This window comes from Sphingomonas sp. SP5 (genome assembly GCF_058313455.1).
On the sequence record NZ_JBZFLF010000002.1, the window covers coordinates 470,886 to 493,627 of the forward strand.

Genomic DNA, 22,742 nt, shown 5'->3' on the forward strand with positions numbered 1-22,742 from the left:
GCTGATATCCTGCGGCAACAAATCGCAGGCATGAGGGCAGCATGATGAGCCAACAGCATGACAGGGGTGGTTCGGGGGCGGGCCATCCGGGTGACGATCCCGCCGCGGTCCTGGTGGTCGACGATGATCGCGATATCCGCAGCCTGCTGACCCAGAGCCTCGGCGCGCGCGGCTACCGCGTCCATGCCGCCGCCAACACGCGCGAGATGGATGCGGTGCTGGAGCGCGAACGGATCGATGCGGTGCTGCTCGACGTGATGATGCCGGGCGAGGACGGCATCTCCGCCTGCCGTCGCATCACCCGCGATGGTGGGCCGGCGGTCATCATGCTGAGCGCGCTGGGCGAGGAGCGCGACCGTATCGTCGGGCTGGAGATCGGCGCGAGCCATTACCTGCCCAAGCCGTGCAGCGCGCGCGAGGTGCTGGCGACGCTGCGGGCGGCGCTGCGCAGCCGGCAGCAGGCGGAACCCGCCGACCGATCCCGCCTGACCTTCGACGGGTGGACGATGGACCTGCTGGCGCACGAACTGTTCGATGCGCAGGGCGTGCTCGTCGGCCTGACCGATGGCGAATTCGCGCTGCTGCGCGTCTTTGCCGAGCGGCCGCGCCGCGTGCTGACCCGCGAATGGCTGCTGGAGGCGGCACGCGGCCCCAATTCCGATGCCTTCGACCGGGCGATCGACGTGCAGATCAGCCGGCTGCGCCGCAAGCTGCGCAGCGGCGGCGACGAGATCATCCGCACCATCCGCAACGAAGGCTATCTGTTCGTGCCGCAGGTCAGCCGCCTGTGAGCATGGCGCGTCGCTGGAAGGCGGGGCTGGCGTGGGTGCGCAAGTCGCTGTTCTGGCGTATATTCCTGCTGATGTTGCTGAGCGTCGCCAGCGTGCAGGCGCTGAACGTCGCGCTGGTGGTGTTCATCACCCCGCCGACGCCGCGCATCTATTCCGCGCCGCAGGTCGCCGCCGCCCTGCGCTCAGGCCGCGATGCGACGGGCGAGCTGCTGCTGGCACGCGACCCCGAAAATCCCGAGCCGTTCGACGAGCGCGGCACGCGGATCGGCGGGATCATCGCCGGCCTGCTGGGCGTGCCGGCCGAGCGGGTGCGGGTGCATTTCGGCGGGCCGCCGCCGATGTTCTTCGGCCCGATGCCGCATCGCCCCGGCATGCCGCAGCCGCCGCGATCGCCCGATGCGCGCAACCAGATCCTGTTCGGCCATTTCGCCGTGTCGGTGCAGCAGACGGACGGCAGCTGGCTGACCGCACGCGCGGCGCGGACCGGGTTCGAAAGCTGGCGGTGGCGTGCCTTCCTGTGGCTGCTGGCGGCGATGGTGGCGCTGGCGCCCTTCGCCTGGCTGCTGGCGCGCCGGCTGACCAAGCCGATCGCCGCCTTCGGTGCGGCGGCGGAACGGCTGGGGCGCGATCCGCGGGCGGCGCCCGTGCCGCTCGGCGGCCCGGCGGAGATCGCGGACGCGGCCGCGGCGTTCAACCGCATGCAGGCGCGGCTCAACCGCTATGTCGAGGACCGCACGACGATGATCGCGGCGATCGCGCACGACCTGCGCACGCCGCTGATGCGGCTGGGGCTGCGGCTGGAACAGGCGCCCGAGCCGCTGCGGCGCACCGCGGAGGCCGATATCCATGACATGCAGGCGATGATCCAGGCGGCGCTCGCCTTCTTCCGCGATGCGACGCAAGGCGGCGAGCGGCGGCGGCTGGACCTGCGCTCGCTGGTGGAAAGCGTGACCGACGATCTGGAGGATCGGGGCGAGGCGGTGATGCTGCACGATGGCGATCCGCTGGTGATCGAGGGCGATCCGGTGGGATTGAAGGCGCTGGTCGCCAATCTGGTCGGCAATGCGCTGAAATATGCGGGCGATGCCGAGGTGTCGTTGGAGCGGACGGATGGCCATGCGGTGATCGTGGTGCGCGATCACGGGCCGGGCATCGACCCCGACGACCTCGACCATCTGTTCGAACCCTTCTTCCGCGGCGAGCGCTCGCGCAATCGCGACACCGGCGGCATCGGATTGGGGCTGAGCAGCGTGCGCGGGGTCGCGCGGGCGCATGGCGGCGATGCGACGATCGCCAACCATCCGGCCGGTGGCGCGATCGCTCGGGTGGTGCTGCCGGTTTAGAGGATGGGTCTGTCGACGCGGCTCACTGAATCTCCGTTTGCCCTGATCCCGTGAAGGGCATGAGACTCACCTGTGCTTCGACAGGCTCAGCACGAACGGTTTCCGTGGCGTCAGCAGGCGATGCGGTTTCTGTGGTGTCAGCAGGCGATGCGGTTTCCGTGGCGTCAGCAGGCGATGCGGTTTCTGTGGTGTCATCAGGCGATGCGGTTTCCGTGGTGTCGTCAGGCGATGCGGTTTCCGGGGTGTCATCAGGCGATGCGGTTTGCGTGGTGTCATCAGGCAATGGCAGGTGCAGCGGTGTCCGATCAGCCCAGCCGGTCGGCGATGATCCACTGGCGGCTGATCGCGGTGCGCATCAGTTGCAGGCCGCAGCAGCGGCAGCGCGCGCGGCGGACGCCGGCGTCCTCCGTCTGTTTGCGCGTCGGGCGGTGGCCGATGGCGATGCAGGTCGTGATCGATCGTGATGCGGCACTGGGATGGACGGATGGCGCTGGCATGACGGGCGGGACCTCTTTCGGCCCCGCCATGCGACCGGCAGATTGCGCCGGAATGTCGCGCCGGACATATGGCGGCAACATGAATATGTGATAGGATCGCGGATCGGCGGCGTTCTCTCCCATACTGGCTCCGCCGATATCCGGGCGCTCCCCGGTGCCCGACGGTCGAGCTACGGGATCGCACGCGATCTCGTAGCTCGGCTCAGTCCGGCAGGTCGATCGGTTCGACGCCCAGCACCTCGATCGCATCATCGCGCCCGTTGAACGGCAGCAGATCGCCCGGCTCCGCACCGATCAGGGCATGGGCGAGCGGCGCGCCATAGGCCAGCCGATCGGCGTGCGGATCCGCTTCGTCGTCGCCGACGATGGCGATCGTGCGGGTGCGATTGCCGAGGCGAATCGTGACGCGCGTGCCGAAGCCGGCGCTGCCGTCGGCGGGAGCGGGGGTCGGGATCGCGGTCGCGCGGCGGGTCTGCCAATAGCGCAGGTCGCGGCGCAGGGGCTCTGCGTCTTCCGGTCCCGCCGCCGCGATCACATGCTCGATCGCCGTGATGCGCGCGTCGATCAGCGCCTTGCCGGCGCGCGTCACCAGGTTGGGGCCGGCGGGGATCGGCAGTTCGAACTTGGGTTCCAGATGCTCCTCGTCGCTCTCGCGGCGGAATGCGACACTCATCGGTAAACCTCTCTCACCCTGTCCTGCGGCCTGTCCCATCCTCGGACAGGTGCGGCTTAACCACCTTTGCCGCTGGTCCCAATCGTAAACAAAGCGTTAACTCGGCCATGATGACCAGACGCCTCGTCCTGACCAACGAATCCGCCGGCCACCCGTTTCGACGGTCGCTGCCGCCCCCGGTGCTGCCCGATGTGCGCAAGCGCGACGACGAGGACTGGAAGCTGTTCCTGCTCAGCTTCGCGGCCTTCTTCACCTGCTTCTACACGTTCCTGCTCTGACGGGCGTGCCGACCCGCCCGGCATTCAGTCGCAGGCGAGGTGGAGTTTCTGCGCGATCCAGGCGGAGATCAGGCACATGCCCGCCACCACCAGCAGCATGTCGACGGGGCGCACCCCCAGCATGTTGATGCCGAGCACGGCGACCGAGCCGAGGGTCATCGCTCCAGAGTTGACGACATTGTTGGCAGCCACGGTGCGCGCGGTCTGATCCTTTTCCACCGTGGTGGTGAGGAAGGCGTAGAGCGGTACCACGAACATGCCACCGGTGGTCGCGATGGCGAGCAGGCTGAGCATGATCGGAATGGCGCGCGGTTGCGCGACGAACTGGCTCCAGTCGTAATAATGGCCCGGCGCGGCCGGCGTCCAGGTGCGGCACAGCAGCGAGAAGATCACCACGAACACGCCCATCGCGATCACCGATACCGGGGAATAGCGGGCGCTGATCTTACCCTTCAGCATGGTGTTGATGACCACCGAGCCGATCGCGACGCCGACCGAGAAGACGGCGATGGCGCCGCTCGCGACGCGTTCGTCGGCGGTCAGCACGTTCTTCACCAGGGGCGGGAAGACGATGATGAGCACCGCGCCGATCGTCCAGAAGAAGCTGATCGCGCAGATCGCCAGGAACAGCCGCGGGATGTGCATGGTCGCGCTGATCAGCCGCCACGAGGCGGTAAAGGGATTGTAGTTGAGCTTCAGCCGCGGCCCCTCGCGCGGAGCCGGCGGCACCTGCCGCGCGCAGATCCAGCCGATCGCGGCGACGACCAGCACCAGGATCGCGGCCCCCTCGATCGGAATCCATCCCGCCATGATCGTGCCCAGCAGGATGGCGAGATAGGTGCCCGCCTCCACCAGCCCGGTGCCGCCCAGCACGTCGCAGGGTTTGAGATGCTGCGGCAGGATCGCGTATTTGATCGGCCCGAAGAAGGTCGAGTGCACGCCGAGGAACAGCACCGCGCCCAGCATCAGCCCGACGCCGAGATGTGGCTGGCCGGCGCGCGCGACCATCAGCCCGGCCGCGCCGAGCAGCATGATGCCGATCTCCGCCGTCTTGACGATGCGGATGATGCGCGCCTTGTCGTGGCTGTCGGCGAGCTGGCCGGCGAGCGCCGAGAGGAGGAAGAAGGGCAGGATGGCGATGCCGGTCGCCAGCGCGTTGAAATTCGCCTCCATGTGCGGGTCGTTGAAGATCGCATAGGTCGCGAACAGCACCATCGACGTCTTGAACAGATTGTCGTTGAACGCGCCCAGGAACTGCGTGGTGAAAAGGGGCAGGAAGCGGCGCTGCTTCAGCAACCCCATGGCATTCAACATGGCAGACGTCGGCCTTCGATCGTGGCGAAACTGCGGCGGGCATAGCGGAGTGCAGGGGCATCGCCAACGGGGTAGCGAAGAAGCGCGCGGCGACCGGGGCTTACGTCGGCGCGCGGGGCGCGGTAGGAGAGCGGGGATGCTGACCTTGCCCAACCTTTTGACGCTGTCGCGTATCGTCGCGGTGCCGCTGCTCGTCGCGCTGCTGTGGTGGCCGCGGTGGGAGGCGGGCTTCGGCATCGCCTTCGCGCTCTACTGCCTGATGGGCATCACCGATTATTTCGACGGCTATCTGGCGCGCGCGCAGGGTGCCGTCTCGAAGTTGGGCGTGTTCCTCGATCCGATCGCCGACAAGATCATGGTCGCCGCCGTGATCCTGATGCTGGTCGGCACGCGACACGACGACATGGCGCTCATCACCGGCGTTCACCTGATCGCCGCGCTCATCATCCTGTTGCGCGAGATCGCGGTGTCGGGCCTGCGCGAATTCCTTGCCGGACTGCAGGTGTCACTGCCGGTGTCGAAGCTCGCCAAGTGGAAGACGACGCTGCAACTCGTCGCGTTCGGCGCGCTGATCCTGGCGGGCGCGCTGCCGGCGGAGGTGTGGATCAAGGTGACGGGCCTTGCCTGCCTGTGGGGGGCGGCGGCGCTGACGCTGGTGACGGGCTGGGATTACCTGCGCGTCGGCCTGAAGCACATGGATTGAGGCGGATGGGAATCGACCTGCTCTATTTCGCCTGGGTGCGCGAGCGCATGGGCCGCGGCGGCGAGGTGGTGACGCCGCCTGCCGAGGTGACGAGCGTCGCGGCGCTGGTCGACTGGCTCGCCGCGCGGGATGCGGCGAGCGCCGAAGCGCTGGCCGATCGTGGACGGTTGCGCGCCGCGGTCGATCAGGCGTTCGTGCCGATGGACGCCAGCATCGTCGGTGCCCGCGAGGTCGCACTGTTCCCCCCGGTGACCGGGGGATGATCCGCATCGCCGTCGGGCCGGAGCCGATCGATATCGCCGGAGAGATTGCGCGCGCCGAAGCGGCGGACGGCTCGGGCGCGGTCGCCACCTTTACGGGGCTGGTCCGCGCCGATGCCGACGCGGCGGGCGGCGTCGCCGTGCTCGAACTCGAACATTATCCCGGCGCGACCGAGGCGGCGCTGACCCGCGTCGCCGAAGAGGCGGTGGCACGCTGGTCGCTGGAGGGCGCGACGATCGTCCACCGCGTCGGGCCGATGCGGCCGGGCGAACGGATCGTCTTCGTCGCGGCGGCGGCGGCGCATCGCGCCGCGGCGCTGGAGGCGTGCGCCTATCTGATCGACCGGCTGAAGACCGACGCGCCGTTCTGGAAGCGCGAGACGCGCGGCGACGAGACGCGCTGGGTGGAGGCGCGCGACAGCGACGCCGATGCGGCGGCGCGCTGGGGGCGATAGCGGTGGCCGTCCGATGTGGGGCGACGCGTTAGGGCCGACTCTTCTTGCCCTCTGTATCGGCTGAGACATTCTGGCGTTGATCCACGCTCACCTGTGCTTCGACAGGCTCAGCACGAACGGTTTGGTGTCACCTCATCATGCTCTCGCCGGGCCGGTGAAGGAGAGAGCCCGTAATGAATCGTCAGGGGACAGGGTTGGCCTAACGCGGCAGCGTGGGCACCAGCACGCCGTTCACCACGTGGATCACGCCGTTGACCTGCGCGACGTCCGCTGCCTCGACATAGCTGCGGTTGCCGGTCGCGCTGGTCAGCGTGATGACGTTCCCCGTCATAGTCGCGGTGAGCGGCTGGCCGCCCAGCGTCGTCAGCACGGTGCGGCCGCCGCCTGCCCGGATGCGCTGCGTCAATTGTTCGGTCGTCACCGTGCCCGGCACGACATGGTAGCGCATCAGCGCAACGAGCGCGGCGCGGTTTTCCGGCGCGAGCAGGTCGTTGGCGATGCCGGGTGCGAGGCGGGTGAAGGCCGCGTCGGTCGGCGCGAACAGCGTGTAGGGGCCGGGGCCGGCGAGCAGCGGGTCGAGTTCGGCGGTGCGCAGCTCGTTCGCCAGCGTGTGGAAGCCCGGCGTCGCGGCGATCGAGGCGGCGATGGTCGCTTCCGATCCGATGAGCGACGGGTCGACCGGCACAGGGGCGGCGCTGACCACCGGCGGCGGCGTGACGACGGGGGTGGCCGCCGGTGGAACGCAGCCGGCCAGCAGGGCGCTGAGCAACGGCGCGGCACGGCGCAGCCTTTTGCGGATCGTCTGGGTCATGTCGCGGCCTCCTTGCATCAGCGCGCCTCGGCCAGAGCTTCGGCGAGCAGCTGGAAATCCTTTTCGCGGGGAGACGCCCGCCGCCACACCAATGCGATGCGCCGCACCGCATTGTCGGCGTCGAGCGGCCGGGCGACGATGTCGGTATGGTCGAGGATGCCGGCCTTCAGCGCCATCTCAGGCAGCATGGTGAGGCCAAGGCCGTTGTCGACCATCTGCACGATGGTGTGCAGCGACGTGCCGAGCATCGTCGCCTCGGCGCGCAGTTCCGGCCGGTTGCAGGCGGACAGCGCATGGTCCTTCAGGCAATGGCCGTCCTCGAGCAGCAGCAGCCGCGTTTCGTCGATCAAGGCGGCGGGGACCGTCGGCGGGTCGCTCGGCATGTCCTGCGGCAGATAGGCCACGAACAGGCGATCGTCGAACAAGGTCTGCACCGCCACCTCGCCGCAGGCGAACGGCAGGGCGAGCAGCACGCAGTCGGTACGGCCGTTGTGCAGCCCTTCGCAGGCGGCGCCCGACGGCTCCTCGCGCAGGAACAGCTTGAGATCGGGGTAGTCGCGCCGCAGCCGGGGCAGGATGTGGGGCAGCATGAACGGGGCGATGGTCGGGATGACGCTCATCCGCATGTCGCCCGACAGCGGCCGGCCGGCGGCGCGGGCGATATCGCCCAGCTCCTCCGCCTCGCGCAGCACGCGGCGCGCCTTGTCGGCGATGCGGTCGCCCAGCGGCGTGAAGCGGACGACGCGGCGGGTGCGTTCGACCAGGGTGACGCCGATCAGCGTTTCGAGTTCGCGCAAGCCCGCCGACAGCGTCGACTGGGTGACGAAGCACGCCTCTGCGGCGCGGCCGAAATGGCCGGCATCCTTTAGCGCGACGAGATATTGCAGCTGCTTGAGCGTAGGGAGGTAGGTCGCCGCCATGGCCGGCGAGATAGAGGGGCGGGGCAGGGGATGCCACCCCCTAAGTCCGCCCTGGCCTTGGCAATCCTCCCCGGCACGGGGAGGGGGACCGCCGCGTAGCGGTGGTGGAGGGGGCTCGCCCCGCAGGGTGTCGCATGAGGAAGCCCCCCTCCGTCAGCGCTGACGCGCTGCCACCTCCCCGTGCCGGGGAGGATTCACTATTCCACCCCGGAACGGGAAGGGGGACCAGCGAAGCTGGTGGAGGGGCAGCCACAAGCGACGTCCGGTGGGGCTGCGCCTTTACCACCCGGCTGCGCCGGGCGGTCCCCCTCCCCTGCGCAGCAGGGGGGGATTTGGGGTGCTATTCCGCGGCCTGTTCCCAGTCGTGGGTCTCTTCCGCGGGCAGGCGGATGAGGTGGTCGAAGGCCGCGAGCGCCGCCTTCGAGCCTTCGCCCATGGCGATGACGATCTGCTTGAACGGCACCGTCGTCGCATCGCCGGCGGCGAAGATGCCGGCGCGCGAGGTGTGGCCGCGATGGTCCACCTCGATCTCGCCGCGCGGGCTCAGCGCCACCGTGCCGGCCAGCCATTCGGTGTTCGGCACCAGTCCGATCTGCACGAACACGCCCTCCAGCTCGACGCGATGCAGCGTGTCGTGGTTGCGGTCGCGATAGGAGAGGGCGGTCACCCGCTCGCCGTCGCCATGCACCTCGGTGGTGAGCGCCGAGGCGATGATCCGCACGTTGGGCAGGCTGGCGAGCTTGCGCTGGAGCACCGCGTCGGCGCGCAGCTCCGTGTCATATTCGATCAGCGTCACATGCGCGACGATGCCGGCGAGGTCGATCGCCGCCTCGACACCCGAATTGCCGCCGCCGATCACCGCGACGCGCTTGCCCTTGAACAAAGGACCGTCGCAATGCGGGCAATAGGCGACGCCCTTGTTGCGATAGGCGTCCTCGCCCGGCACGTTCATCGTCCGCCAGCGCGCGCCGGTCGACAGGATGACCGTGCGCGCCTTCAGCGACGCGCCGTTCTCCAGCGCCACCTCGTGCAGGCCGCCCTCGGCGGAGGCTGGAACCAGTCGCTCGGCGCGCTGCAAATTCATGATGTCGACGTCATATTCGCGGACGTGCCGTTCGAGATCGGCGGCGAGCTTCGGCCCTTCGGTGTGCGGGACGGACACGAAATTCTCGATGGCCATGGTGTCGAGCACCTGCCCGCCGAACCGCTCTGCGGCGATGCCGGTGCGGATGCCCTTGCGTGCGGTGTAGATCGCGGCGGCGGCGCCGGCGGGTCCGCCGCCGACGACGAGCACGTCGAATGCATCCTTGGCGGCGATCTTCTCCGCAGCGCGCGCACCCGCGCCGGTGTCGAGCTTGGCGACGATCTGTTCGAGTTCCATGCGGCCCTGGCCGAAGGGTTCGCCGTTGAGGAAGACGGTCGGCACCGCCATCACCTTGCGGCTGGCGACCTCCTCTTGGAACAGCGCGCCGTCGATCGCGGTATGGGTGACGCGCGGGTTGAGCACCGCCATCAGGTTGAGCGCCTGCACCACGTCGGGGCAGTTGGCGCACGACAGCGAGAAATAGGTTTCGAAGTGGAAGTCGCCGTCCAGCGCCTCGACCTGCGCGATCAAGTCCTGCGCGGCCTTCGACGGATGGCCGCCGACCTGCAGCAATGCGAGCACCAGGCTGGTGAATTCATGGCCCATCGGCAGGCCGGCGAAGCGCACGCCGATATCCGTGCCGGTGCGGCGGATCAGGAAGCTGGGCTTGCGCGCATCGTCGCCGGCGGCGACGGTGATCTGGTCGGACAGCGCGGCGATCTCGTCGATCAGCTCGCGCATCTGGCGCGACTTGGCGTCGTCACCCAGGCTGGCGACCAGTTCGATCGGCTGCCGGATGTTGACCAGATAGGCCTTCAGCTGCTGCGTCAGAGTGGCGTCGAGCATGGGTACTCCAGGAACAGGTAAAAGGGGAGGGCCGCCGCCCCAGAGCTACGAGGGGCGGCGGCGCGGGTCGTCAGATCTTGCCGACGAGGTCCAGGCTGGGGGCGAGCGTCTCTTCGCCCTCTTCCCACTTGGCCGGGCAGACCTCGCCCGGATGCGCGGCGATATACTGCGCCGCCTTGATCTTGCGCAGCAGTTCGGCGGCATTGCGGCCGACGCCTTCCGAGGTGACTTCGATCAGCTGGATCGTGCCTTCGGGATCGATCACGAAGGTGCCGCGATCGGCCAGGCCCTGGCCTTCGCGCAGGATCTCGAAATTGTTGCTGATCGTGTGGTTCTGGTCGCCGAGCATGTAGTAGTTGATCTTGCCGATCGCCGGCGAGCTGTCATGCCAAGCCTTGTGGCTGAAGTGGGTGTCGGTCGACACGCTGTACACCTCGACGCCCATCTTCTGGAGCGTCGGATAGACGTCGGCGAGGTCTTCGAGCTCGGTCGGGCAGACGAAGGTGAAGTCGGCCGGGTAGAAGAAGAACACCGCCCACTTGCCGAGCACGTCCGCGTCGCTGACGCTGACGAACTTGCCCTGCTTGTAGGCCTGGGTGGTGAAGGGCTTCAGCTTGCTGCCGATGAGGGCCATGAGGAGGTCTCCGGTTGAATGGTGTGGGCCGGATATAGGCGCTCATGCCGCAGTGCAAAATTAATCTGTTTGCGCTGCGTGATCGGGTGAGCCGATCAGAAACCAAAATGGGCGATGACAGGCGTTTATCGCTGGTTTCTCCAACCGATCGTCATCTCGCGAACGCAGCATAGATCGACCATGCGCTGGTCAGCGTCAGCAGCACGCCGACCAGCGCCATCAGCTGCCGGGTCGGCACTCGCTTCGCCAGCAGACCGCCGAGCGGGGCGGCGACGACGCCGCCGATCAGGATGCCGAGCGTGTGCAACGTGAACGCCGACCAGCCGAGCGCGATGAAGAAGGTGACGGATGCGGTCGCGGTCAGGAAGAATTCGGCGGTGTTGACGGTGCCGATCGTGTGGCGCGGCGTCGCGCCCTGGATGAGCAGGTTGGACGTCACCACCGGCCCCCATCCGCCGCCGCCCGCCGCATCCAGGAAGCCGCCGACGAGGCCGAGCGGGGCGATGACGCGCGGCTTGCGCGGTTCGATCCGCCCCCTGATCGCCCGTAGCAGCAGGTAGAGGCCGATGCAGGCGAGATAGATCATCACGAACGGCCGCGCGATCGAGGCGTCGACGGTGCTGAGGATCGTCGCGCCGAGGATCGCGCCGATCATGCCGGGAATCACCAGCCGGCGGAACAGCTTCCAATCGACATTGCGATGGACGACGTGGCTGATGCCGGAGGCGGCGGTGGTGAACGTCTCGACGGCATGCACGCTGGCGGAGGCGACCGCCGGGGGCACGCCCATGAACGTCACCAGCAGCGTCGAATTGATGACGCCGAACGCCATGCCCAGCGCCCCGTCCACCACCTGTGCGGCAAAGCCAATCGCGATGAACGGCAGCACTTCGGTCCAGTCGATGGCGGTGAGGAAATCGGGCATGGACAACAACAACTCCGAAGCTACGCGAGGCGACCATCGTGCATCCTCGCGGCAATTCCTACAACAAAGCTGGAATTTGCCGCGGCCAAGCGACCGCGCGGGCGGCATGGAAATCGGCGGAACGAGCGACTACATCCAAGGCCAAGGGCCAGTCGGCCGAAGGGGACGTGACGGATGCTGGGACGGTTGGCCGCCTATCTGGATTCGATCAGGGCGCGCGATCCGGCGCCGCATTCGCGTGCCGAAATCCTGCTCTACCCCGGCGTCTGGGCGCTGGGCCTGCACCGCGTGGCGCATTGGCTCTACCGTTATCGGCTGTTCTTCCTGGCGCGGCTGGTCAATCATATCGCCCGCGCCTGGACCGCGATCGATATCCACCCGGGCGCGAAGATCGGGCGCAACTTCTTCATCGACCACGGTTTCGTCGTGATCGGCGAAACCGCCGAGATCGGCGACGACGTGACCATCTACCAATGCGTGACGCTGGGCGGCACCAGCCCCGACAATGGCGTCGCGGGCAAGCGCCATCCGACGCTGGCCGATGGCGTCATCATCGGTTCCGGCGCGCAGGTGCTGGGACCGATCCTGGTCGCGACCCGCGCGCGCGTCGGCGCCAATGCGGTCGTCACCCGCGACGTGCCGGAAGGCGCGGTGATGGTCGGCATCCCGGCCCGGCCGACGGTGGTCGAAGGCGGCGCTGCGAAGGCGCCGGCGCGCTTCGTGCCGTATGGCACGCCGTGCAGCGCGCTGTTCGACCCGGCGACGCAGAAGATGGAGATCATGCGCTGCGAACTGGAGGCGATGCGCAAGCGGCTGGATGCGCTGCTCGCCGAACAGGGGCAGGATGCGGAGCGCGATCGCGCCTGATGGGAACCGTCACGCCCTTTCCGATCGGCGGCAAGCCGACGCAGGTCGCCTTCGACCGGCTGGAACTCACCCGCATCCTCGACCTGTACGGCCGGATGGTCGCCGCCGGCCATTGGAAGGATTATGCGATGGACCTCGGCAAGGATGCCGCGGTCTTCGCCGCCTTTCGCCGCGCCGCCGAGCGGCCGGAATTCCGCATCGAGAAGCGCCCGGCGCTGCGCGGTCGGCAGGGCATGTGGGCGCTGATCGGCGAACAGGGCGCCGTGCTGAAGCGTGGTCACGAACTGGGCCCGGTGCTGGCGCCGGTCGAACGGCGCCTGATGAAACTGGTCGATTGACGTCCCGTCGCGGCGCTGGCGTCCGGCGACTTGCCTGAACGGTTCGCGCCGGGCCTGTCGAAGCACAGGGGAAACCCGTGAACTGCGACAGGCTCCGGCCGAACGGAACGGTCGATCAGGTCGAAGCCAAGACGCTCCCGGCCATCATGCCATCTGGACCGGCGGCAGGCGGTGGCGCAGCGACTGCGACAGAGCGGTCACCACGCCGCGGCGCATCGGCTGCCAGAAGGCGGAGAGCGACAGCAGCGCCGATCCGATGACGAACGCGGTCAGCGCCGCGCCCAGCTCGATCGCCCCGGCGCTGCGGAACAGCGCGTAGAGCGCGGCGAGCACATAGGCGAGGCCGGAGACGAGCAACGCGCGGCGATCGACGGCGAGCGCGATGCCGGCAAAGCAGACGTACAGCGCCAGCACCACCACCGCCATGCCGGCACCGATGTCGCCGCGGAACACGCCCAGCATCTGGAAGATCGAATGGGCGATCATCGGCGCGGCGGCGAGGTGCAGCCAGAAGGCGACATCCGCGCGCCGCGTCTTGCGCTCGGTATCGCTCATGTCCCAGCGCATGGCGGCGGCGAAGACGCCGAGGCCGCCGATCAGCAGCAGCGGCCAGACCGCATCCTGGATCCCCGGTATCGCGGCGACGACGAGGCCGATCGCGGTGGCGACGATCGCAGCGGCGCCGGCGGCGACGGTGATCGGCACCATGAAGCGCCGCCAGTGCAGCCATGCCGCCCCCGCGGTGCACAGCGCGATGCCGGCGGCGGCGAGCGCGCCGGCACGCTCGCCGAGATCCGAGGTGACCAGCGTCAGGCCGCCGAACAGCGCGCCCGCGACGCCGCCGACGAAGGCGATCAGCAGCAGGATGCTGGGCAGCGCCATCCGCCGCTTCGCCGTGAAATATTCCGCCAGGGACCAGGCGGCAGCGGCGACCAGCACGCCTCCCATGGGACGAGCGATCGTCAGGCCGATCTGTCCGACGGCGACGAGCAGCAGCACGATCGCGATCGTGACGAAGATGTCGTTGAAGCCGGTGAGCAGCCGGAAATGCTCCTCGTCCACCGCCGGCGCGGCATGCGCCGCCGCGACATGGGCGCGGAACGCGGCGGCCGCATCGGGGCTGATCGCCCCGGCGGTCACCGCGCCATCGATATCGCTTTCGCTATACATCGCATCCTCCCTGTTGAATGCGGGAGGCTATCAGGTGTGTATTATTGAGTCAATACACCTTGGTGGCGTGATGAGCGGCGCAGGAAGTCGTCAGCCCTGTAGCAGGCGGCCGATCGTCATCGCCTGTTCGGCGCCCGACTGGGGCACGATCTCGCCGGTGCGATCGGTGATCGCCGACCAATGCGCGGCGACGCCTTCCGGCGAGAGGTCATCACCGGCGAGCAGCGCGCCGGGCGTGAGCGTGACGTACGAGGTCTGGAAGACGCCGGCGCCGGCACCCAGGATGACGTTGGTCGGTGCGTCTTCGCTGACCAAGTAAAGAGCGCCGGGTGCTACCTTTTCGGGCGAGAATGCCTCGAATGCGGCTTGCGGGAACAGGTCCTGCGTCATGCGCGTGCCAGCGGTGGGTGCGATCGTGTTGACGCGGATGTCGTTGCGGGCGCCTTCGAGGCTCAATGTCTTGGTGAGGCCGGCAAGCCCCATCTTCGCCGCCCCGTAATTCGACTGACCGAAATTGCCGAACAGGCCGGTCGAGGACGCGGTCATCAGCACCCGGCCGTAGTTCTGCTCGCGGAACGTCTCCCAACAGGCCTTGGTCGCGAACGCGGAGCCGAGCAGATGCACGCGAACGACGAATTCGAAGTCGGCGGCCTCCATCTTGGCGAACGTCTTGTCGCGGAGAACGCCGGCATTGTTGATGAGGATGTGGACGCCGCCCCAAGCCTCCCGGGCGCGGGCGACCATCTCGGTCATCTGGTCGTAGTCGGCGACGTTGCCGCCGTCCGCCATCGCCTCGCCGCCGGCGCTGCGGATCGCCTCGACCACCGCGAGCGCCGCATCCGAATGGCCGGTACCATCGCGCGCGGCGCCGAGATCGTTGACCACCACCCGTGCACCGCGGCGGGCGAGTTCGAGCGCATATTCCCGGCCAAGGCCGCCGCCGGCACCGGTGACGATGGCGACACGCCCGTCGAAGCGGATGGTGGACATGGAAAAGGCGCTCCTCTCTGTATCGTGGAGCGCCTTTCCCTATCGTTTAGATGGCATCATGCAACCGGTGGCCGGTCGCGGCGGGCGTTACTTGCCGCCGCGCTGCCGGCACTGATCGTACTGGCCCTTCTTGCAGATCGGATATTCGGCAAGCGGCGCGGGCGGCGGGAAGGCCTGGTCCGGGGTCGGCGCCGGGCGGAAGACGGGCGGCAGGTTCGAACCGGGCGTGCCGCCGGTCACGGCCGGACCGGTCGGGGCATAGCCGCCGGCCGGGGTCGCGCCACCGGTCGTCATCGGCGCGGAGCTCGACATCTGCGGCGGCGGCGCGCCCGTGGCATCGGCCGGAGCGGGAGCCGCGGCGGGATCAGCCGGCGCCGGCGCGGTCTGGTCGGCGGGCGCCGTTGCCGGATCGGCGGGCGCGGTCTGCGCGTCGGTGGGTGCCGGGGCGGGTGTGGTCTGCGCCAGCACGGGGGCGGCGACCAGGGCGGTCGCGGCCAGCAGGATGAGCTTCATCGCGGAATCTCCTTCGAAATCTCATGCGTCGATCAGCATCAACGCTCCGGCCCAACGCCCCAATGCGGACTTTTATCCATCGTTTCGACAGCGATTCAATTCACGCCGATGATTTAGGCCCCTGAATCGAGCGAATATCCTGCCGATCGCACGGTGCGGATCAGGTCGGGCCGGTTGCCGATGTTGATCGCCTTGCGCAGGCGGCGGATATGGACGTCGACGGTGCGGCTCTCGATATCGCTGTCGTGGCCCCAGACGGCGTCGAGCAGGCGTTCGCGGCTGAACACCCAGCCCGGATGTTCGAGGAAATGCTTGAGCAGGCGGAATTCGGTCGGGCCGAGCGGCACGACCTCGCCCGAGCGGCGCACCTTGTGCCCCACCGTGTCCATTTCGATGTCGTCATAGGTCAGTGCCTCGCCGGCGAGCGCGGGGCGCACCCGGCGCAGCACCGCGCTGACGCGGGCGACGAGTTCGCGTGGCGAGAAGGGCTTGGTGACGTAATCGTCGGCGCCCGTTTCCAGCCCGCGGATGCGGTCTTCCTCTTCGCCGCGCGCGGTCAGCATGATGATCGGCACGTTCTGCGTCTCGCTCATGCGGCGCAGGCGGCGGCACACCTCGATGCCCGACAGTCCTTCCACCATCCAGTCGAGCAGCACGATGTCGGGCGCCTTCTCCTTGGCGAGCAGCAGCGCCTCCTCACCGTCGGGCGTGTGCGCGACGTCGAAATCCTCCCGCTTGAAATGGTAGATCAGCAGTTCGGCGAGGGCGGCATCGTCCTCGACCAGCAGCATGGATGCGCGTGCCATCAGCGTTCGTCCTCTGGGGTGAGGCCGCCGCGGTCGCGGTCGGCCATCTGGGTTCCGGTTGCGGCGAAATAGACCATCTCGGCGACGTTGGTGGCGTGGTCGCCGATCCTCTCCAGGTTCTTGGCGACGAACAGCAGGTGCGCCACCTGGCTGATCGTGCGCGGGTTCTCGACCATGTACGTGACGAGGGTGCGGAAGATGCTGTCGTAGAAATCGTCCAGTGCGGCGTCGCTTTCCACCACGCGCAGCGCCGCCTCCGGATCGCGCGCGGCGAAGGCGTCGAGTGCGCGGCGCACCATGTCGCTCGCCATCCGCGCCATGGAGGGGAGCAGCGACAGCGGCTCGATGCGATGTTCGCCGCCCTCGCCGGGATCGGCGATCAGGGGAACGCGCTTGGCGATATTCTTGGCATAGTCGCCGATCCGCTCGACGACGGCGGCGATCTTCAGCGCGGCGACGACCTCGCGCAGGTCGACCGCCATCGGCGCGCGCAGGGCGATGATGCGCACGGCCAGCCGCTCCACCTCCGCCTCGATCGTGTCGATCGCCTTGTCGTCGGCGCGGACGCGGGCGGCGAGGGCGGGATCGGGACGCTGCAACGCCTGCATCGCCTGGCCGATCGCATCCTCGGCGAGGCCCCCCATCTGCGAGATCAGGCCCCTCAGCAGGCCGATATCGGCGTCGAACGCCTTGACGGTGTGGTCAACCATAACGCCCCGTGATGTAGTCGCGGGTGCGTTCTTCCCGCGGGTTGGTGAAGAGGTCACTGGTCGCGCCGAATTCGACCAGCCGCCCCAGGTGGAAGAAGGCGGTCTGCTGCGACACGCGCGCCGCCTGCTGCATGTTGTGCGTCACGATGACGATCGCGTAGCGGCCCTTCAGCTCGTGGATCAGCTCTTCGATCTTGGCGGTGGCGATCGGGTCCAGCGCGCTGCACGGTTCGTCCATCAGGATCACCTCCGGATCGACGGCGATGGCGCGGGCGATGCACAGCCGCTGCTGCTGGCCGCCCGACAGCGCCGTGCCGCTGTCGGTCAGGCGATCCTTCACCTCGTCCCACAGGCCGGCGCGGCGCAGCGACTGTTCGACCATCCGGTCGAGGTCGGCGCGCGCCGTCGCCAGGCCGTGGATGCGCGGGCCGTAGGCGACGTTTTCGTAGATCGACTTGGGGAAGGGGTTCGGTTTCTGGAACACCATGCCGACGCGCGCGCGCAGCTGCACCACGTCCATGGCGGGGGCGTAGATATCCTCGCCGTCGAGCAGGATCTCGCCCGAGACGCGGGCCGAGGGCACGGTGTCGTTCATCCGGTTGAGCGTGCGCAGGAAGGTCGACTTGCCGCAGCCCGACGGGCCGATGAAGGCGACCACATTGTCCTGCGTCACGTCGATCGAGACATGGTCGATCGCCTGGGCGGCGCCGTAGAAGACGCTGACGTCGCGCGCCGACATCTTGGGCAGGGAGGGGGAGGTCACCAGCGGGTCTCGAAACGGTTGCGGAGGTAGATGGCGAGCGCGTTCATGGCGAGGAGCAGCACCAGCAGGACGATGATCGCCGCCGAGGTCTTTTCGACGAAGCCGCGGTTCACATCGTCGGACCACAGGAAGATCTGCACCGGCAGCACCGTGGCGGGATCGGTGAGGCGCGACGGCGGCGCCGCGATGAAGGCGCGCATGCCGATCATCAGCAGCGGCGCCGTTTCGCCTAGGGCACGCGCCATGCCGATGATCGTGCCGGTGAGAATGCCCGGCAGCGCCAGCGGCAGGACATGGTCGAACACCACCTGCACCGGCGATGCGCCGACCGCGAGCGCGGCATCGCGCACCGAGGGCGGAACGGCGCGGATGGCGTTGCGGCCGGCGATGACGATCACCGGCATGGTCATCAGCGCGAGCGTCAGCCCCCCGACCAGCGGCGCCGAACGCGGCAGGTGGAAGGTGCCGAGGAACACGGCGAGACCGAGCAGGCCGAAGATGATCGAGGGCACGGCGGCAAGATTGTTGATCGATACCTCGATCACGTCGGTCCAGCGGTTCCGCGGTGCATATTCCTCGAGGTAGAGGGCGGCGAACACGCCGATCGGGAAGGCGAGGCCGATGGCCACCGCCATGGTGAGCAACGATCCCTTGAGCGCCCCCCAGATGCCGACGCGGGTCGGATCGGTGGAATCCGCCGCAGTGAGGAAGCGCCACGACCAGTCGATGCGGAGCACGCCGCGGGCTTGCAGGCGGGCGACCACCGCTTCGGCGGCGGGCGTGCCGTCGTGCTTGGCGGCGACGTCGAGCGCGCTGGCGACGGGAACGGCGATCATCGCGCGTGTGCGGAGCAGCGCAGGATCGCGCAGCACCGCGTCGCGCACCACCAGCCAGGCGCCGTCGGACAGCAGGTCGGGACCGCGCGGGCCATAGGCGCGGGTCGCGGCGCGATCGACGACGCTTTCCAGCCCCGCACCGGCGAGCGCGAGGTCGGCACCGCGGCCGCGCAACTGTGCCGGCGTGACCTGCAGACGGGCGGCGACGAAATCGATCTGCAGAGCGATGCGGGTGCTGCGGAAACCGCTCATCCCCTGCCACAGCATCGTCGCCAGCAGGAAGGCGAGGAAGCTCGCCGACAGGCAGACCGCGGCGAGCCCGAGCAGGCGGAAGCGCCGCTCGGCGGCATGGCGTCGCCGGCTGCGCCGCCGCAACGCCTCCGCCGTCCAGTCGGTGGGGAGCGGCGGGCTATTCATAGGCTTCCCGATATCGCTTCACGACGGTGAGCGCGACGACGTTGAGCGCGAGCGTGATGACGAACAGGGTGAGGCCGAGCGCGAAGGCGGCCAGCGTCTTCGCACTGTCGAACTCCGCCTCGCCGGTCAGCAGGTCGACGATCTGCTTGGTGACGGTGGTGGTGCTGGCGAAGGGATTGGTGGTGAGCGTCGCGACGCCCGAGGCCGCCATGACGACGATCATCGTTTCGCCGATCGCGCGGCTGAGCGCGAGCAGGATGCCGCCGACGACGCCGGGAAGGGCGGCGGGCAGGATCACCTTGCGGATCGTTTCCGATTGCGTCGCGCCCATCGCCAGGCTGCCGTCGCGCATCGCGGCAGGCACGGCGGCGATCGAATCGTCGGCCATCGACGAGACGAAGGGGATGATCATGATCCCCATCACCGCGCCCGCGGCCAGCGCGCTTTCCGAGGACGCGGACGCGATGCCGAGCGCGACGCCGAGTTCGCGCACCGCGGGCGCGACGGTCAGCGCGGCGAAATAGCCGTAGACGACGGTCGGCACGCCGGCGAGCATCTCCAGCACCGGCTTCATCCAGCGGCGGGTGCGCGGCTGCGCATATTGCGTGAGGTAGATCGCACTCATCAGGCCGAAGGGGATGGCGACCGCCATCGCGATCACCGCGCCGACGAAGAAGGTGCCCCAGAACAGCGGCACCGCACCCAGGCTGGCGCCCGGATCGCGGGCGTCGATCACCTGCGGGCTCCAGTGGGTGCCGAACAGGAAGTCGCCGATGCCGACGATGCGGAAGAAGCGGCCGGATTCGTAGAGCAGCGAGGCGACGATGCCGATGGTGGTGAGGATGGCGATCAGCGAGGCGGCGAGCAGCAGCAGCATCACGACGCGCTCGACCTGGGTACGTGCGGCGAAATCGGCACGCACGCGGGTGAAGGCGAGGATGCCGCCGGTCAGCGCGAGCAGCAGCGCAACGGCGGTCGCGATCCAGTCGTAGCGCGCCTGCGCGGCGGCATAGGCAGGGGCGAGCCGCTGCGACAGGTCGTGGAACGCGCCATAGCTGCGGCCGGCGCCGAGCTCGCGCGCCTCCGACAGGATCGAGGCGCGCTCGAAGCCAGGCGGCGGCAGCGTGGCGGCGGCGGGGGTGGCGATCACCGCATCGGTGACGAGCGCGGGCGAGGCGAGGCTCCATGCGCCGAGGAACAGCAGCGGCGGGACGAGCGCGCAGAGCGCGACGAAATAGCCGTAATGGACGGGCAGTGCCGTGAACCGGGCGACACCCGGTCGCCGGAACGTCGCCGCGCGCATCCGCGCGGCGAGCCAGCCGATCAGTGCGAGAAAGAAAACGACGAGGACGATGGCGAGCCCGCTCACGCGCCCAGTTCCGCAGGGTCGAGAGGCGTCTGGCGCGCGACGATCGCCGCCGAGCGCGCGCGCACGGCGGGCGGCGCCGCGATCAGGCCGCGGCGGACGAGCGGTCCGCCCGGCCCCCAGGCGTCGGCGTAGAGAGCGAGGAAGCTCGCAAGGCCGGGGATGGCGCGCAGGTGCGCGGTCTTGACGTAGAGATACAGTGGCCGCGAGCCGGGATAGCGGCCATCGGCGATCGTCGCATAGGTCGGCGCGACGCCATCGATCGCGACGCCGTTCACCGTGCCGCGATTCTGCTCGAGATAGCTGTAGCCGAAGACGCCGATCGCGTCCGGATTTGCGGCGAGTTTCTGGACGATCAGATTGTCGTTCTCGCCCGCGTCGACATAGGCGCCGTCTTCGCGCACCCGCGTGCACAGCGCCCGGTGCGCGTCGGGATCGCGGATCGCGAGCGCTTTCGCGCGCGGATCCACCGCCTCGCAGCCACGGGTGAGGATCAGTTCGGCGAGCGCATCACGCGTGCCGCTGGTCGCCGGCGGGCCATAGACCTGGATCGGCGTCGCCGGCAGCGCCGGATTGACGTCGCGCCAGGTGCGGGCGGTGTTGCGCCGGCCACCGGGGGTGGCGGCGAGCGCGCGGTAGAGATCGGCGGGGGTCAGCGACATGCCGGGGCCGTCCTTCGCCTCGGCAAAGGCGATGCCGTCGATGCCGATCTGCACCTCCATCACCGGGCCGACGCCGTTCGCGGCGCAGGCGGCATATTCGCTGCGCTTCATGCGGCGCGAGGCGTCCTCGATATCCGGGTGGCCGGCGCCGATGCCCGCGCAGAACAGCTTCATGCCCGCGCCGGTGCCGGTCGATTCGATCACCGGCGCCCTGGCATCGGGATTGTTGGCGACATAGGTTTCGGCGACCAGCGTCGTGAACGGATAGACGGTGGACGAACCGACCGCGGTGATCCGGTCGCGCGAGCCGCTGCCGCCCAGCGCCTGATCCTGGCAGCCGGCGAGGCATAGTCCCATAGCCAGGAGAAGAAGGCGCATCGGATCCCCGTGAGGCGACTCGATCGCCTCTGGACCCGCCTGTGTGACGGTTCGGTTACCCTTTGATGACAGTGCCGCCGGGCGGCTCGTCCGCGGCGGGCAGCGCGACCGACACGGTGGTGCCGACGCCGACCCTGCTGGCGATATCCAGCCGGCCGCGATGGCGCTCGACGATATGCTTGACGATGGCGAGGCCGAGGCCGGTGCCGCCGATGCTGCGGCTGCGCCCGGCGTCGACGCGGTAGAAACGCTCGGTGAGGCGCGGGATATGCTGGGGCGCGATGCCTTCGCCCTCGTCCGCCACGCTGATGCGCAGCAGCCCGGAGCGGTCGAGCGACAGGCTGGCTCGCACCGGGGTATCGGCGCGGCCGTATTTCATCGCATTGCCGATGAGGTTGTGCAGCAACTGCGACAATTGCGCCTCGTCGCCGATCACCTGCGGCAGGTCCGGATCGATCGTGATGCCGACGTCGGCGGCGCGCGGGCTGCCGGCCGCCCGGATCTCGGCGGCGACGTCCTCCAGCAGTTCGCCGAGGTCGAGCCTGTCGCCGGGCAGGCGATATTTCTCCGCCTCGATGCGGGAGAGCGAGATCAGGTCCTCGACCAGCCGCTGCATCCGCTGCGCCTCGGCGAACATCACCTGGAGGAAGCGGGCACGGAGGCCGGGATCCTCGCCCGCTTCGTCGCTCAGCGTCTCGATGAAGCCGAGGATCGAGGCGAGCGGCGTGCGCAGTTCATGGCTGGCGTTGGCGACGAAATCGACGCGCATCTTTTCCGCGGCGTAATTCCCCGACTGATCGACGAGGTGGACGATGCGCGCGCCGTCGGCGGTCTCACCGGTGCGCATCTCCCAATGCTGATCGGGTGAACCGAGGCCGACGAGCTCCACCGGACGATCGGGCAGCGGCGCTGCGGAGCTCAGCCGGTCCGCAGCGGCGGGATGGCGGATGGCGACGCGCACGTCCTCGCCGACGATGTGCCGGCCGAGCAGCGCCCTCGCCGCCGTGTTGGCGCAGGTGACGATGCCGCCGCGCACCAGCAGCACCGGCTCGGCGATCACGTCCAGCACCTCGGCGAGCAGCAGCGTGGCGTCCGGGCCGCTCTGGCCCGCCGCGGCTTCGCCATCGTCGCCACGGCCCATCGCGGCGAGCGCCGCGGCGATCGCGCCGACCAGCGCCACCGCCGCCCCGTCCGGCCGCCCGTCGACCGCCAGCACGCCGATGCCGACGCCGAGCGCGATGGCCAGCGCGCCGCTCAATCGTCGGACGAATCGGGAGGTCATGCGCGCCTCGCTAGCTGAGGTTGCGCGCGAAGGGCAGGGGGCAGTCGGTTCCGGCTTGGCCCGTCCCGCAGCGGTACGAGTCAGGCGCTTGCCAGTGGTTAGCGAATGTG

26 protein-coding genes are annotated in these 22,742 nt (G+C 68.9%); 8 read left to right on the forward strand and 18 right to left on the reverse strand.

The genetic code is table 11. From position 1 onward, the window contains the following. Nucleotides 1–44 precede the first annotated feature (44 nt). Both AC4GY7_RS06100 and AC4GY7_RS06105 read left to right on the forward strand, forming a co-directional pair. The gene (locus AC4GY7_RS06100) at nucleotides 45–791 is read left to right on the forward strand and encodes a response regulator (RefSeq protein ID WP_443584661.1); all 747 of its coding nucleotides are present in this window, start codon (nucleotides 45–47) and stop codon (nucleotides 789–791) included. 2 nt (nucleotides 792–793) lie between these two features. Next, nucleotides 794–2,134, forward strand: a complete 1,341-nt coding sequence (locus AC4GY7_RS06105; protein WP_491112507.1) for a sensor histidine kinase — start codon at nucleotides 794–796, stop codon at nucleotides 2,132–2,134. A gap of 305 nt (nucleotides 2,135–2,439) precedes the next feature. Here AC4GY7_RS06105 and AC4GY7_RS06110 read toward each other — a convergent pair whose 3' ends face one another. After that, nucleotides 2,440–2,631 carry a hypothetical protein gene (locus AC4GY7_RS06110; protein ID WP_491112508.1) on the reverse strand — a complete coding sequence of 64 codons (192 nt, stop codon included), beginning with the start codon at nucleotides 2,629–2,631 and terminating at the stop codon, nucleotides 2,440–2,442. A gap of 202 nt (nucleotides 2,632–2,833) precedes the next feature. Then, a complete protein-coding gene (locus AC4GY7_RS06115) occupies nucleotides 2,834–3,304 on the reverse strand; it encodes a GreA/GreB family elongation factor (protein WP_491112509.1) in 471 nt (156 codons plus the stop codon). A gap of 107 nt (nucleotides 3,305–3,411) precedes the next feature. On the opposite strand from AC4GY7_RS06115, the gene AC4GY7_RS06120 reads away from it, so the two are divergent. Continuing rightward, a complete protein-coding gene (locus AC4GY7_RS06120; protein ID WP_491112511.1) occupies nucleotides 3,412–3,582 on the forward strand; it encodes a hypothetical protein in 171 nt (56 codons plus the stop codon). A gap of 24 nt (nucleotides 3,583–3,606) precedes the next feature. Here AC4GY7_RS06120 and AC4GY7_RS06125 read toward each other — a convergent pair whose 3' ends face one another. Then, nucleotides 3,607–4,896: an MFS transporter gene (locus AC4GY7_RS06125; protein ID WP_491112512.1), complete on the reverse strand. Its 1,290-nt coding sequence runs from the start codon at nucleotides 4,894–4,896 to the stop codon at nucleotides 3,607–3,609. Nucleotides 4,897–5,032: 136 nt separating this feature from the next. Here AC4GY7_RS06125 and pgsA point away from each other — a divergent pair, with 136 nt between their 5' ends. Genes pgsA through AC4GY7_RS06140 form a run of 3 tightly spaced genes read left to right on the forward strand, consistent with a single transcriptional unit; the run spans nucleotide 5,033 to nucleotide 6,314 of the window. Further along, nucleotides 5,033–5,599: a CDP-diacylglycerol--glycerol-3-phosphate 3-phosphatidyltransferase gene (gene pgsA / locus AC4GY7_RS06130; protein ID WP_491112514.1), complete on the forward strand. Its 567-nt coding sequence runs from the start codon at nucleotides 5,033–5,035 to the stop codon at nucleotides 5,597–5,599. Nucleotides 5,600–5,604: 5 nt separating this feature from the next. Next, entirely contained in the window at nucleotides 5,605–5,862 is a 258-nt protein-coding gene (gene moaD, locus AC4GY7_RS06135; protein ID WP_491112516.1) for a molybdopterin converting factor subunit 1, read from the forward strand. Beyond that, complete coding sequence (locus AC4GY7_RS06140) at nucleotides 5,859–6,314, forward strand: molybdenum cofactor biosynthesis protein MoaE (RefSeq protein ID WP_491112517.1); 456 nt, start codon at nucleotides 5,859–5,861, stop codon at nucleotides 6,312–6,314. Before moaD ends, AC4GY7_RS06140 begins: the two co-directional genes overlap by 4 nt. A 199-nt stretch (nucleotides 6,315–6,513) precedes the next feature. On the opposite strand, the gene AC4GY7_RS06145 is transcribed toward AC4GY7_RS06140, so the two are convergent. The 5 genes from AC4GY7_RS06145 to AC4GY7_RS06165 all read right to left on the reverse strand — a co-directional run bounded on the left by AC4GY7_RS06145 (nucleotide 6,514) and on the right by AC4GY7_RS06165 (nucleotide 11,534). After that, nucleotides 6,514–7,125 carry a fasciclin domain-containing protein gene (locus AC4GY7_RS06145; protein ID WP_491112518.1) on the reverse strand — a complete coding sequence of 204 codons (612 nt, stop codon included), beginning with the start codon at nucleotides 7,123–7,125 and terminating at the stop codon, nucleotides 6,514–6,516. A 17-nt stretch (nucleotides 7,126–7,142) separates the two neighbouring features. Then, nucleotides 7,143–8,045 carry a hydrogen peroxide-inducible genes activator gene (locus AC4GY7_RS06150; protein ID WP_491112520.1) on the reverse strand — a complete coding sequence of 301 codons (903 nt, stop codon included), beginning with the start codon at nucleotides 8,043–8,045 and terminating at the stop codon, nucleotides 7,143–7,145. A 340-nt stretch (nucleotides 8,046–8,385) separates the two neighbouring features. Beyond that, a complete protein-coding gene (gene ahpF / locus AC4GY7_RS06155; protein ID WP_491112521.1) occupies nucleotides 8,386–9,975 on the reverse strand; it encodes an alkyl hydroperoxide reductase subunit F in 1,590 nt (529 codons plus the stop codon). 70 nt (nucleotides 9,976–10,045) lie between these two features. Continuing rightward, entirely contained in the window at nucleotides 10,046–10,609 is a 564-nt protein-coding gene (gene ahpC / locus AC4GY7_RS06160) for an alkyl hydroperoxide reductase subunit C (protein ID WP_491112523.1), read from the reverse strand. 151 nt (nucleotides 10,610–10,760) lie between these two features. Further along, entirely contained in the window at nucleotides 10,761–11,534 is a 774-nt protein-coding gene (locus AC4GY7_RS06165) for a sulfite exporter TauE/SafE family protein (protein WP_443584674.1), read from the reverse strand. A 174-nt stretch (nucleotides 11,535–11,708) separates the two neighbouring features. Here AC4GY7_RS06165 and epsC point away from each other — a divergent pair, with 174 nt between their 5' ends. Both epsC and AC4GY7_RS06175 read left to right on the forward strand, forming a co-directional pair. Beyond that, a complete protein-coding gene (gene epsC, locus AC4GY7_RS06170) occupies nucleotides 11,709–12,401 on the forward strand; it encodes a serine O-acetyltransferase EpsC (RefSeq protein WP_491112524.1) in 693 nt (230 codons plus the stop codon). Continuing rightward, complete coding sequence (locus AC4GY7_RS06175) at nucleotides 12,401–12,739, forward strand: DUF2794 domain-containing protein (RefSeq protein ID WP_443584676.1); 339 nt, start codon at nucleotides 12,401–12,403, stop codon at nucleotides 12,737–12,739. The genes epsC and AC4GY7_RS06175 overlap by 1 nt, the downstream gene beginning before the upstream one ends. A gap of 144 nt (nucleotides 12,740–12,883) precedes the next feature. Here AC4GY7_RS06175 and AC4GY7_RS06180 read toward each other — a convergent pair whose 3' ends face one another. From AC4GY7_RS06180 to AC4GY7_RS06225, 10 genes are all read right to left on the reverse strand, one after another. Beyond that, nucleotides 12,884–13,909 (reverse strand): hypothetical protein, encoded by a 1,026-nt coding sequence (locus tag AC4GY7_RS06180; RefSeq protein WP_491112526.1) that lies wholly within the window; start codon nucleotides 13,907–13,909, stop codon nucleotides 12,884–12,886. Between the two features lie 90 nt (nucleotides 13,910–13,999). Beyond that, nucleotides 14,000–14,899 (reverse strand): SDR family NAD(P)-dependent oxidoreductase, encoded by a 900-nt coding sequence (locus AC4GY7_RS06185; protein WP_491112527.1) that lies wholly within the window; start codon nucleotides 14,897–14,899, stop codon nucleotides 14,000–14,002. A gap of 87 nt (nucleotides 14,900–14,986) precedes the next feature. Further along, entirely contained in the window at nucleotides 14,987–15,412 is a 426-nt protein-coding gene (locus AC4GY7_RS06190) for a hypothetical protein (protein WP_491112529.1), read from the reverse strand. 113 nt (nucleotides 15,413–15,525) lie between these two features. Then, nucleotides 15,526–16,218: a phosphate regulon transcriptional regulator PhoB gene (gene phoB, locus AC4GY7_RS06195; RefSeq protein WP_443584680.1), complete on the reverse strand. Its 693-nt coding sequence runs from the start codon at nucleotides 16,216–16,218 to the stop codon at nucleotides 15,526–15,528. Further along, on the reverse strand, nucleotides 16,218–16,928 hold the full coding sequence (gene phoU, locus AC4GY7_RS06200; RefSeq protein ID WP_443584681.1) for a phosphate signaling complex protein PhoU: 711 nt from the start codon (nucleotides 16,926–16,928) through the stop codon (nucleotides 16,218–16,220). Before phoU ends, phoB begins: the two co-directional genes overlap by 1 nt. Then, complete coding sequence (gene pstB / locus AC4GY7_RS06205) at nucleotides 16,921–17,667, reverse strand: phosphate ABC transporter ATP-binding protein PstB (RefSeq protein ID WP_491112814.1); 747 nt, start codon at nucleotides 17,665–17,667, stop codon at nucleotides 16,921–16,923. Before pstB ends, phoU begins: the two co-directional genes overlap by 8 nt. Nucleotides 17,668–17,687: 20 nt before the next feature. Then, a complete protein-coding gene (gene pstA / locus AC4GY7_RS06210; RefSeq protein ID WP_491112531.1) occupies nucleotides 17,688–18,944 on the reverse strand; it encodes a phosphate ABC transporter permease PstA in 1,257 nt (418 codons plus the stop codon). Then, a complete protein-coding gene (gene pstC, locus AC4GY7_RS06215; RefSeq protein ID WP_491112532.1) occupies nucleotides 18,937–20,313 on the reverse strand; it encodes a phosphate ABC transporter permease subunit PstC in 1,377 nt (458 codons plus the stop codon). The genes pstA and pstC overlap by 8 nt, the downstream gene beginning before the upstream one ends. Beyond that, the gene (locus AC4GY7_RS06220) at nucleotides 20,310–21,350 is read right to left on the reverse strand and encodes a substrate-binding domain-containing protein (protein WP_491112533.1); all 1,041 of its coding nucleotides are present in this window, start codon (nucleotides 21,348–21,350) and stop codon (nucleotides 20,310–20,312) included. The genes pstC and AC4GY7_RS06220 overlap by 4 nt, the downstream gene beginning before the upstream one ends. A gap of 55 nt (nucleotides 21,351–21,405) precedes the next feature. Then, a complete protein-coding gene (locus tag AC4GY7_RS06225; RefSeq protein WP_491112534.1) occupies nucleotides 21,406–22,632 on the reverse strand; it encodes an ATP-binding protein in 1,227 nt (408 codons plus the stop codon). Between the last annotated feature and the right edge of the window lie 110 nt (nucleotides 22,633–22,742).

Bases quoted from the DNA above. Each gene is read 5' to 3' on its own strand.
- AC4GY7_RS06100 (WP_443584661.1), top strand. From the start codon at position 45: ATGAGCCAACAGCATGACAGGGGTGGTTCGGGGGCGGGCCATCCGGGT.
- AC4GY7_RS06105 (WP_491112507.1), top strand. From the start codon at position 794: ATGGCGCGTCGCTGGAAGGCGGGGCTGGCGTGGGTGCGCAAGTCGCTG.
- AC4GY7_RS06110 (WP_491112508.1), bottom strand. From the start codon at position 2,631: ATGCCAGCGCCATCCGTCCATCCCAGTGCCGCATCACGATCGATCACG.
- AC4GY7_RS06115 (WP_491112509.1), bottom strand. From the start codon at position 3,304: ATGAGTGTCGCATTCCGCCGCGAGAGCGACGAGGAGCATCTGGAACCC.
- AC4GY7_RS06120 (WP_491112511.1), top strand. From the start codon at position 3,412: ATGATGACCAGACGCCTCGTCCTGACCAACGAATCCGCCGGCCACCCG.
- AC4GY7_RS06125 (WP_491112512.1), bottom strand. From the start codon at position 4,896: ATGTTGAATGCCATGGGGTTGCTGAAGCAGCGCCGCTTCCTGCCCCTT.
- pgsA (WP_491112514.1), top strand. From the start codon at position 5,033: ATGCTGACCTTGCCCAACCTTTTGACGCTGTCGCGTATCGTCGCGGTG.
- moaD (WP_491112516.1), top strand. From the start codon at position 5,605: ATGGGAATCGACCTGCTCTATTTCGCCTGGGTGCGCGAGCGCATGGGC.
- AC4GY7_RS06140 (WP_491112517.1), top strand. From the start codon at position 5,859: ATGATCCGCATCGCCGTCGGGCCGGAGCCGATCGATATCGCCGGAGAG.
- AC4GY7_RS06145 (WP_491112518.1), bottom strand. From the start codon at position 7,125: ATGACCCAGACGATCCGCAAAAGGCTGCGCCGTGCCGCGCCGTTGCTC.
- AC4GY7_RS06150 (WP_491112520.1), bottom strand. From the start codon at position 8,045: ATGGCGGCGACCTACCTCCCTACGCTCAAGCAGCTGCAATATCTCGTC.
- ahpF (WP_491112521.1), bottom strand. From the start codon at position 9,975: ATGCTCGACGCCACTCTGACGCAGCAGCTGAAGGCCTATCTGGTCAAC.
- ahpC (WP_491112523.1), bottom strand. From the start codon at position 10,609: ATGGCCCTCATCGGCAGCAAGCTGAAGCCCTTCACCACCCAGGCCTAC.
- AC4GY7_RS06165 (WP_443584674.1), bottom strand. From the start codon at position 11,534: ATGCCCGATTTCCTCACCGCCATCGACTGGACCGAAGTGCTGCCGTTC.
- epsC (WP_491112524.1), top strand. From the start codon at position 11,709: ATGCTGGGACGGTTGGCCGCCTATCTGGATTCGATCAGGGCGCGCGAT.
- AC4GY7_RS06175 (WP_443584676.1), top strand. From the start codon at position 12,401: ATGGGAACCGTCACGCCCTTTCCGATCGGCGGCAAGCCGACGCAGGTC.
- AC4GY7_RS06180 (WP_491112526.1), bottom strand. From the start codon at position 13,909: ATGTATAGCGAAAGCGATATCGATGGCGCGGTGACCGCCGGGGCGATC.
- AC4GY7_RS06185 (WP_491112527.1), bottom strand. From the start codon at position 14,899: ATGTCCACCATCCGCTTCGACGGGCGTGTCGCCATCGTCACCGGTGCC.
- AC4GY7_RS06190 (WP_491112529.1), bottom strand. From the start codon at position 15,412: ATGAAGCTCATCCTGCTGGCCGCGACCGCCCTGGTCGCCGCCCCCGTG.
- phoB (WP_443584680.1), bottom strand. From the start codon at position 16,218: ATGGCACGCGCATCCATGCTGCTGGTCGAGGACGATGCCGCCCTCGCC.
- phoU (WP_443584681.1), bottom strand. From the start codon at position 16,928: ATGGTTGACCACACCGTCAAGGCGTTCGACGCCGATATCGGCCTGCTG.
- pstB (WP_491112814.1), bottom strand. From the start codon at position 17,667: ATGTCGGCGCGCGACGTCAGCGTCTTCTACGGCGCCGCCCAGGCGATC.
- pstA (WP_491112531.1), bottom strand. From the start codon at position 18,944: ATGAATAGCCCGCCGCTCCCCACCGACTGGACGGCGGAGGCGTTGCGG.
- AC4GY7_RS06220 (WP_491112533.1), bottom strand. From the start codon at position 21,350: ATGCGCCTTCTTCTCCTGGCTATGGGACTATGCCTCGCCGGCTGCCAG.
- AC4GY7_RS06225 (WP_491112534.1), bottom strand. From the start codon at position 22,632: ATGACCTCCCGATTCGTCCGACGATTGAGCGGCGCGCTGGCCATCGCG.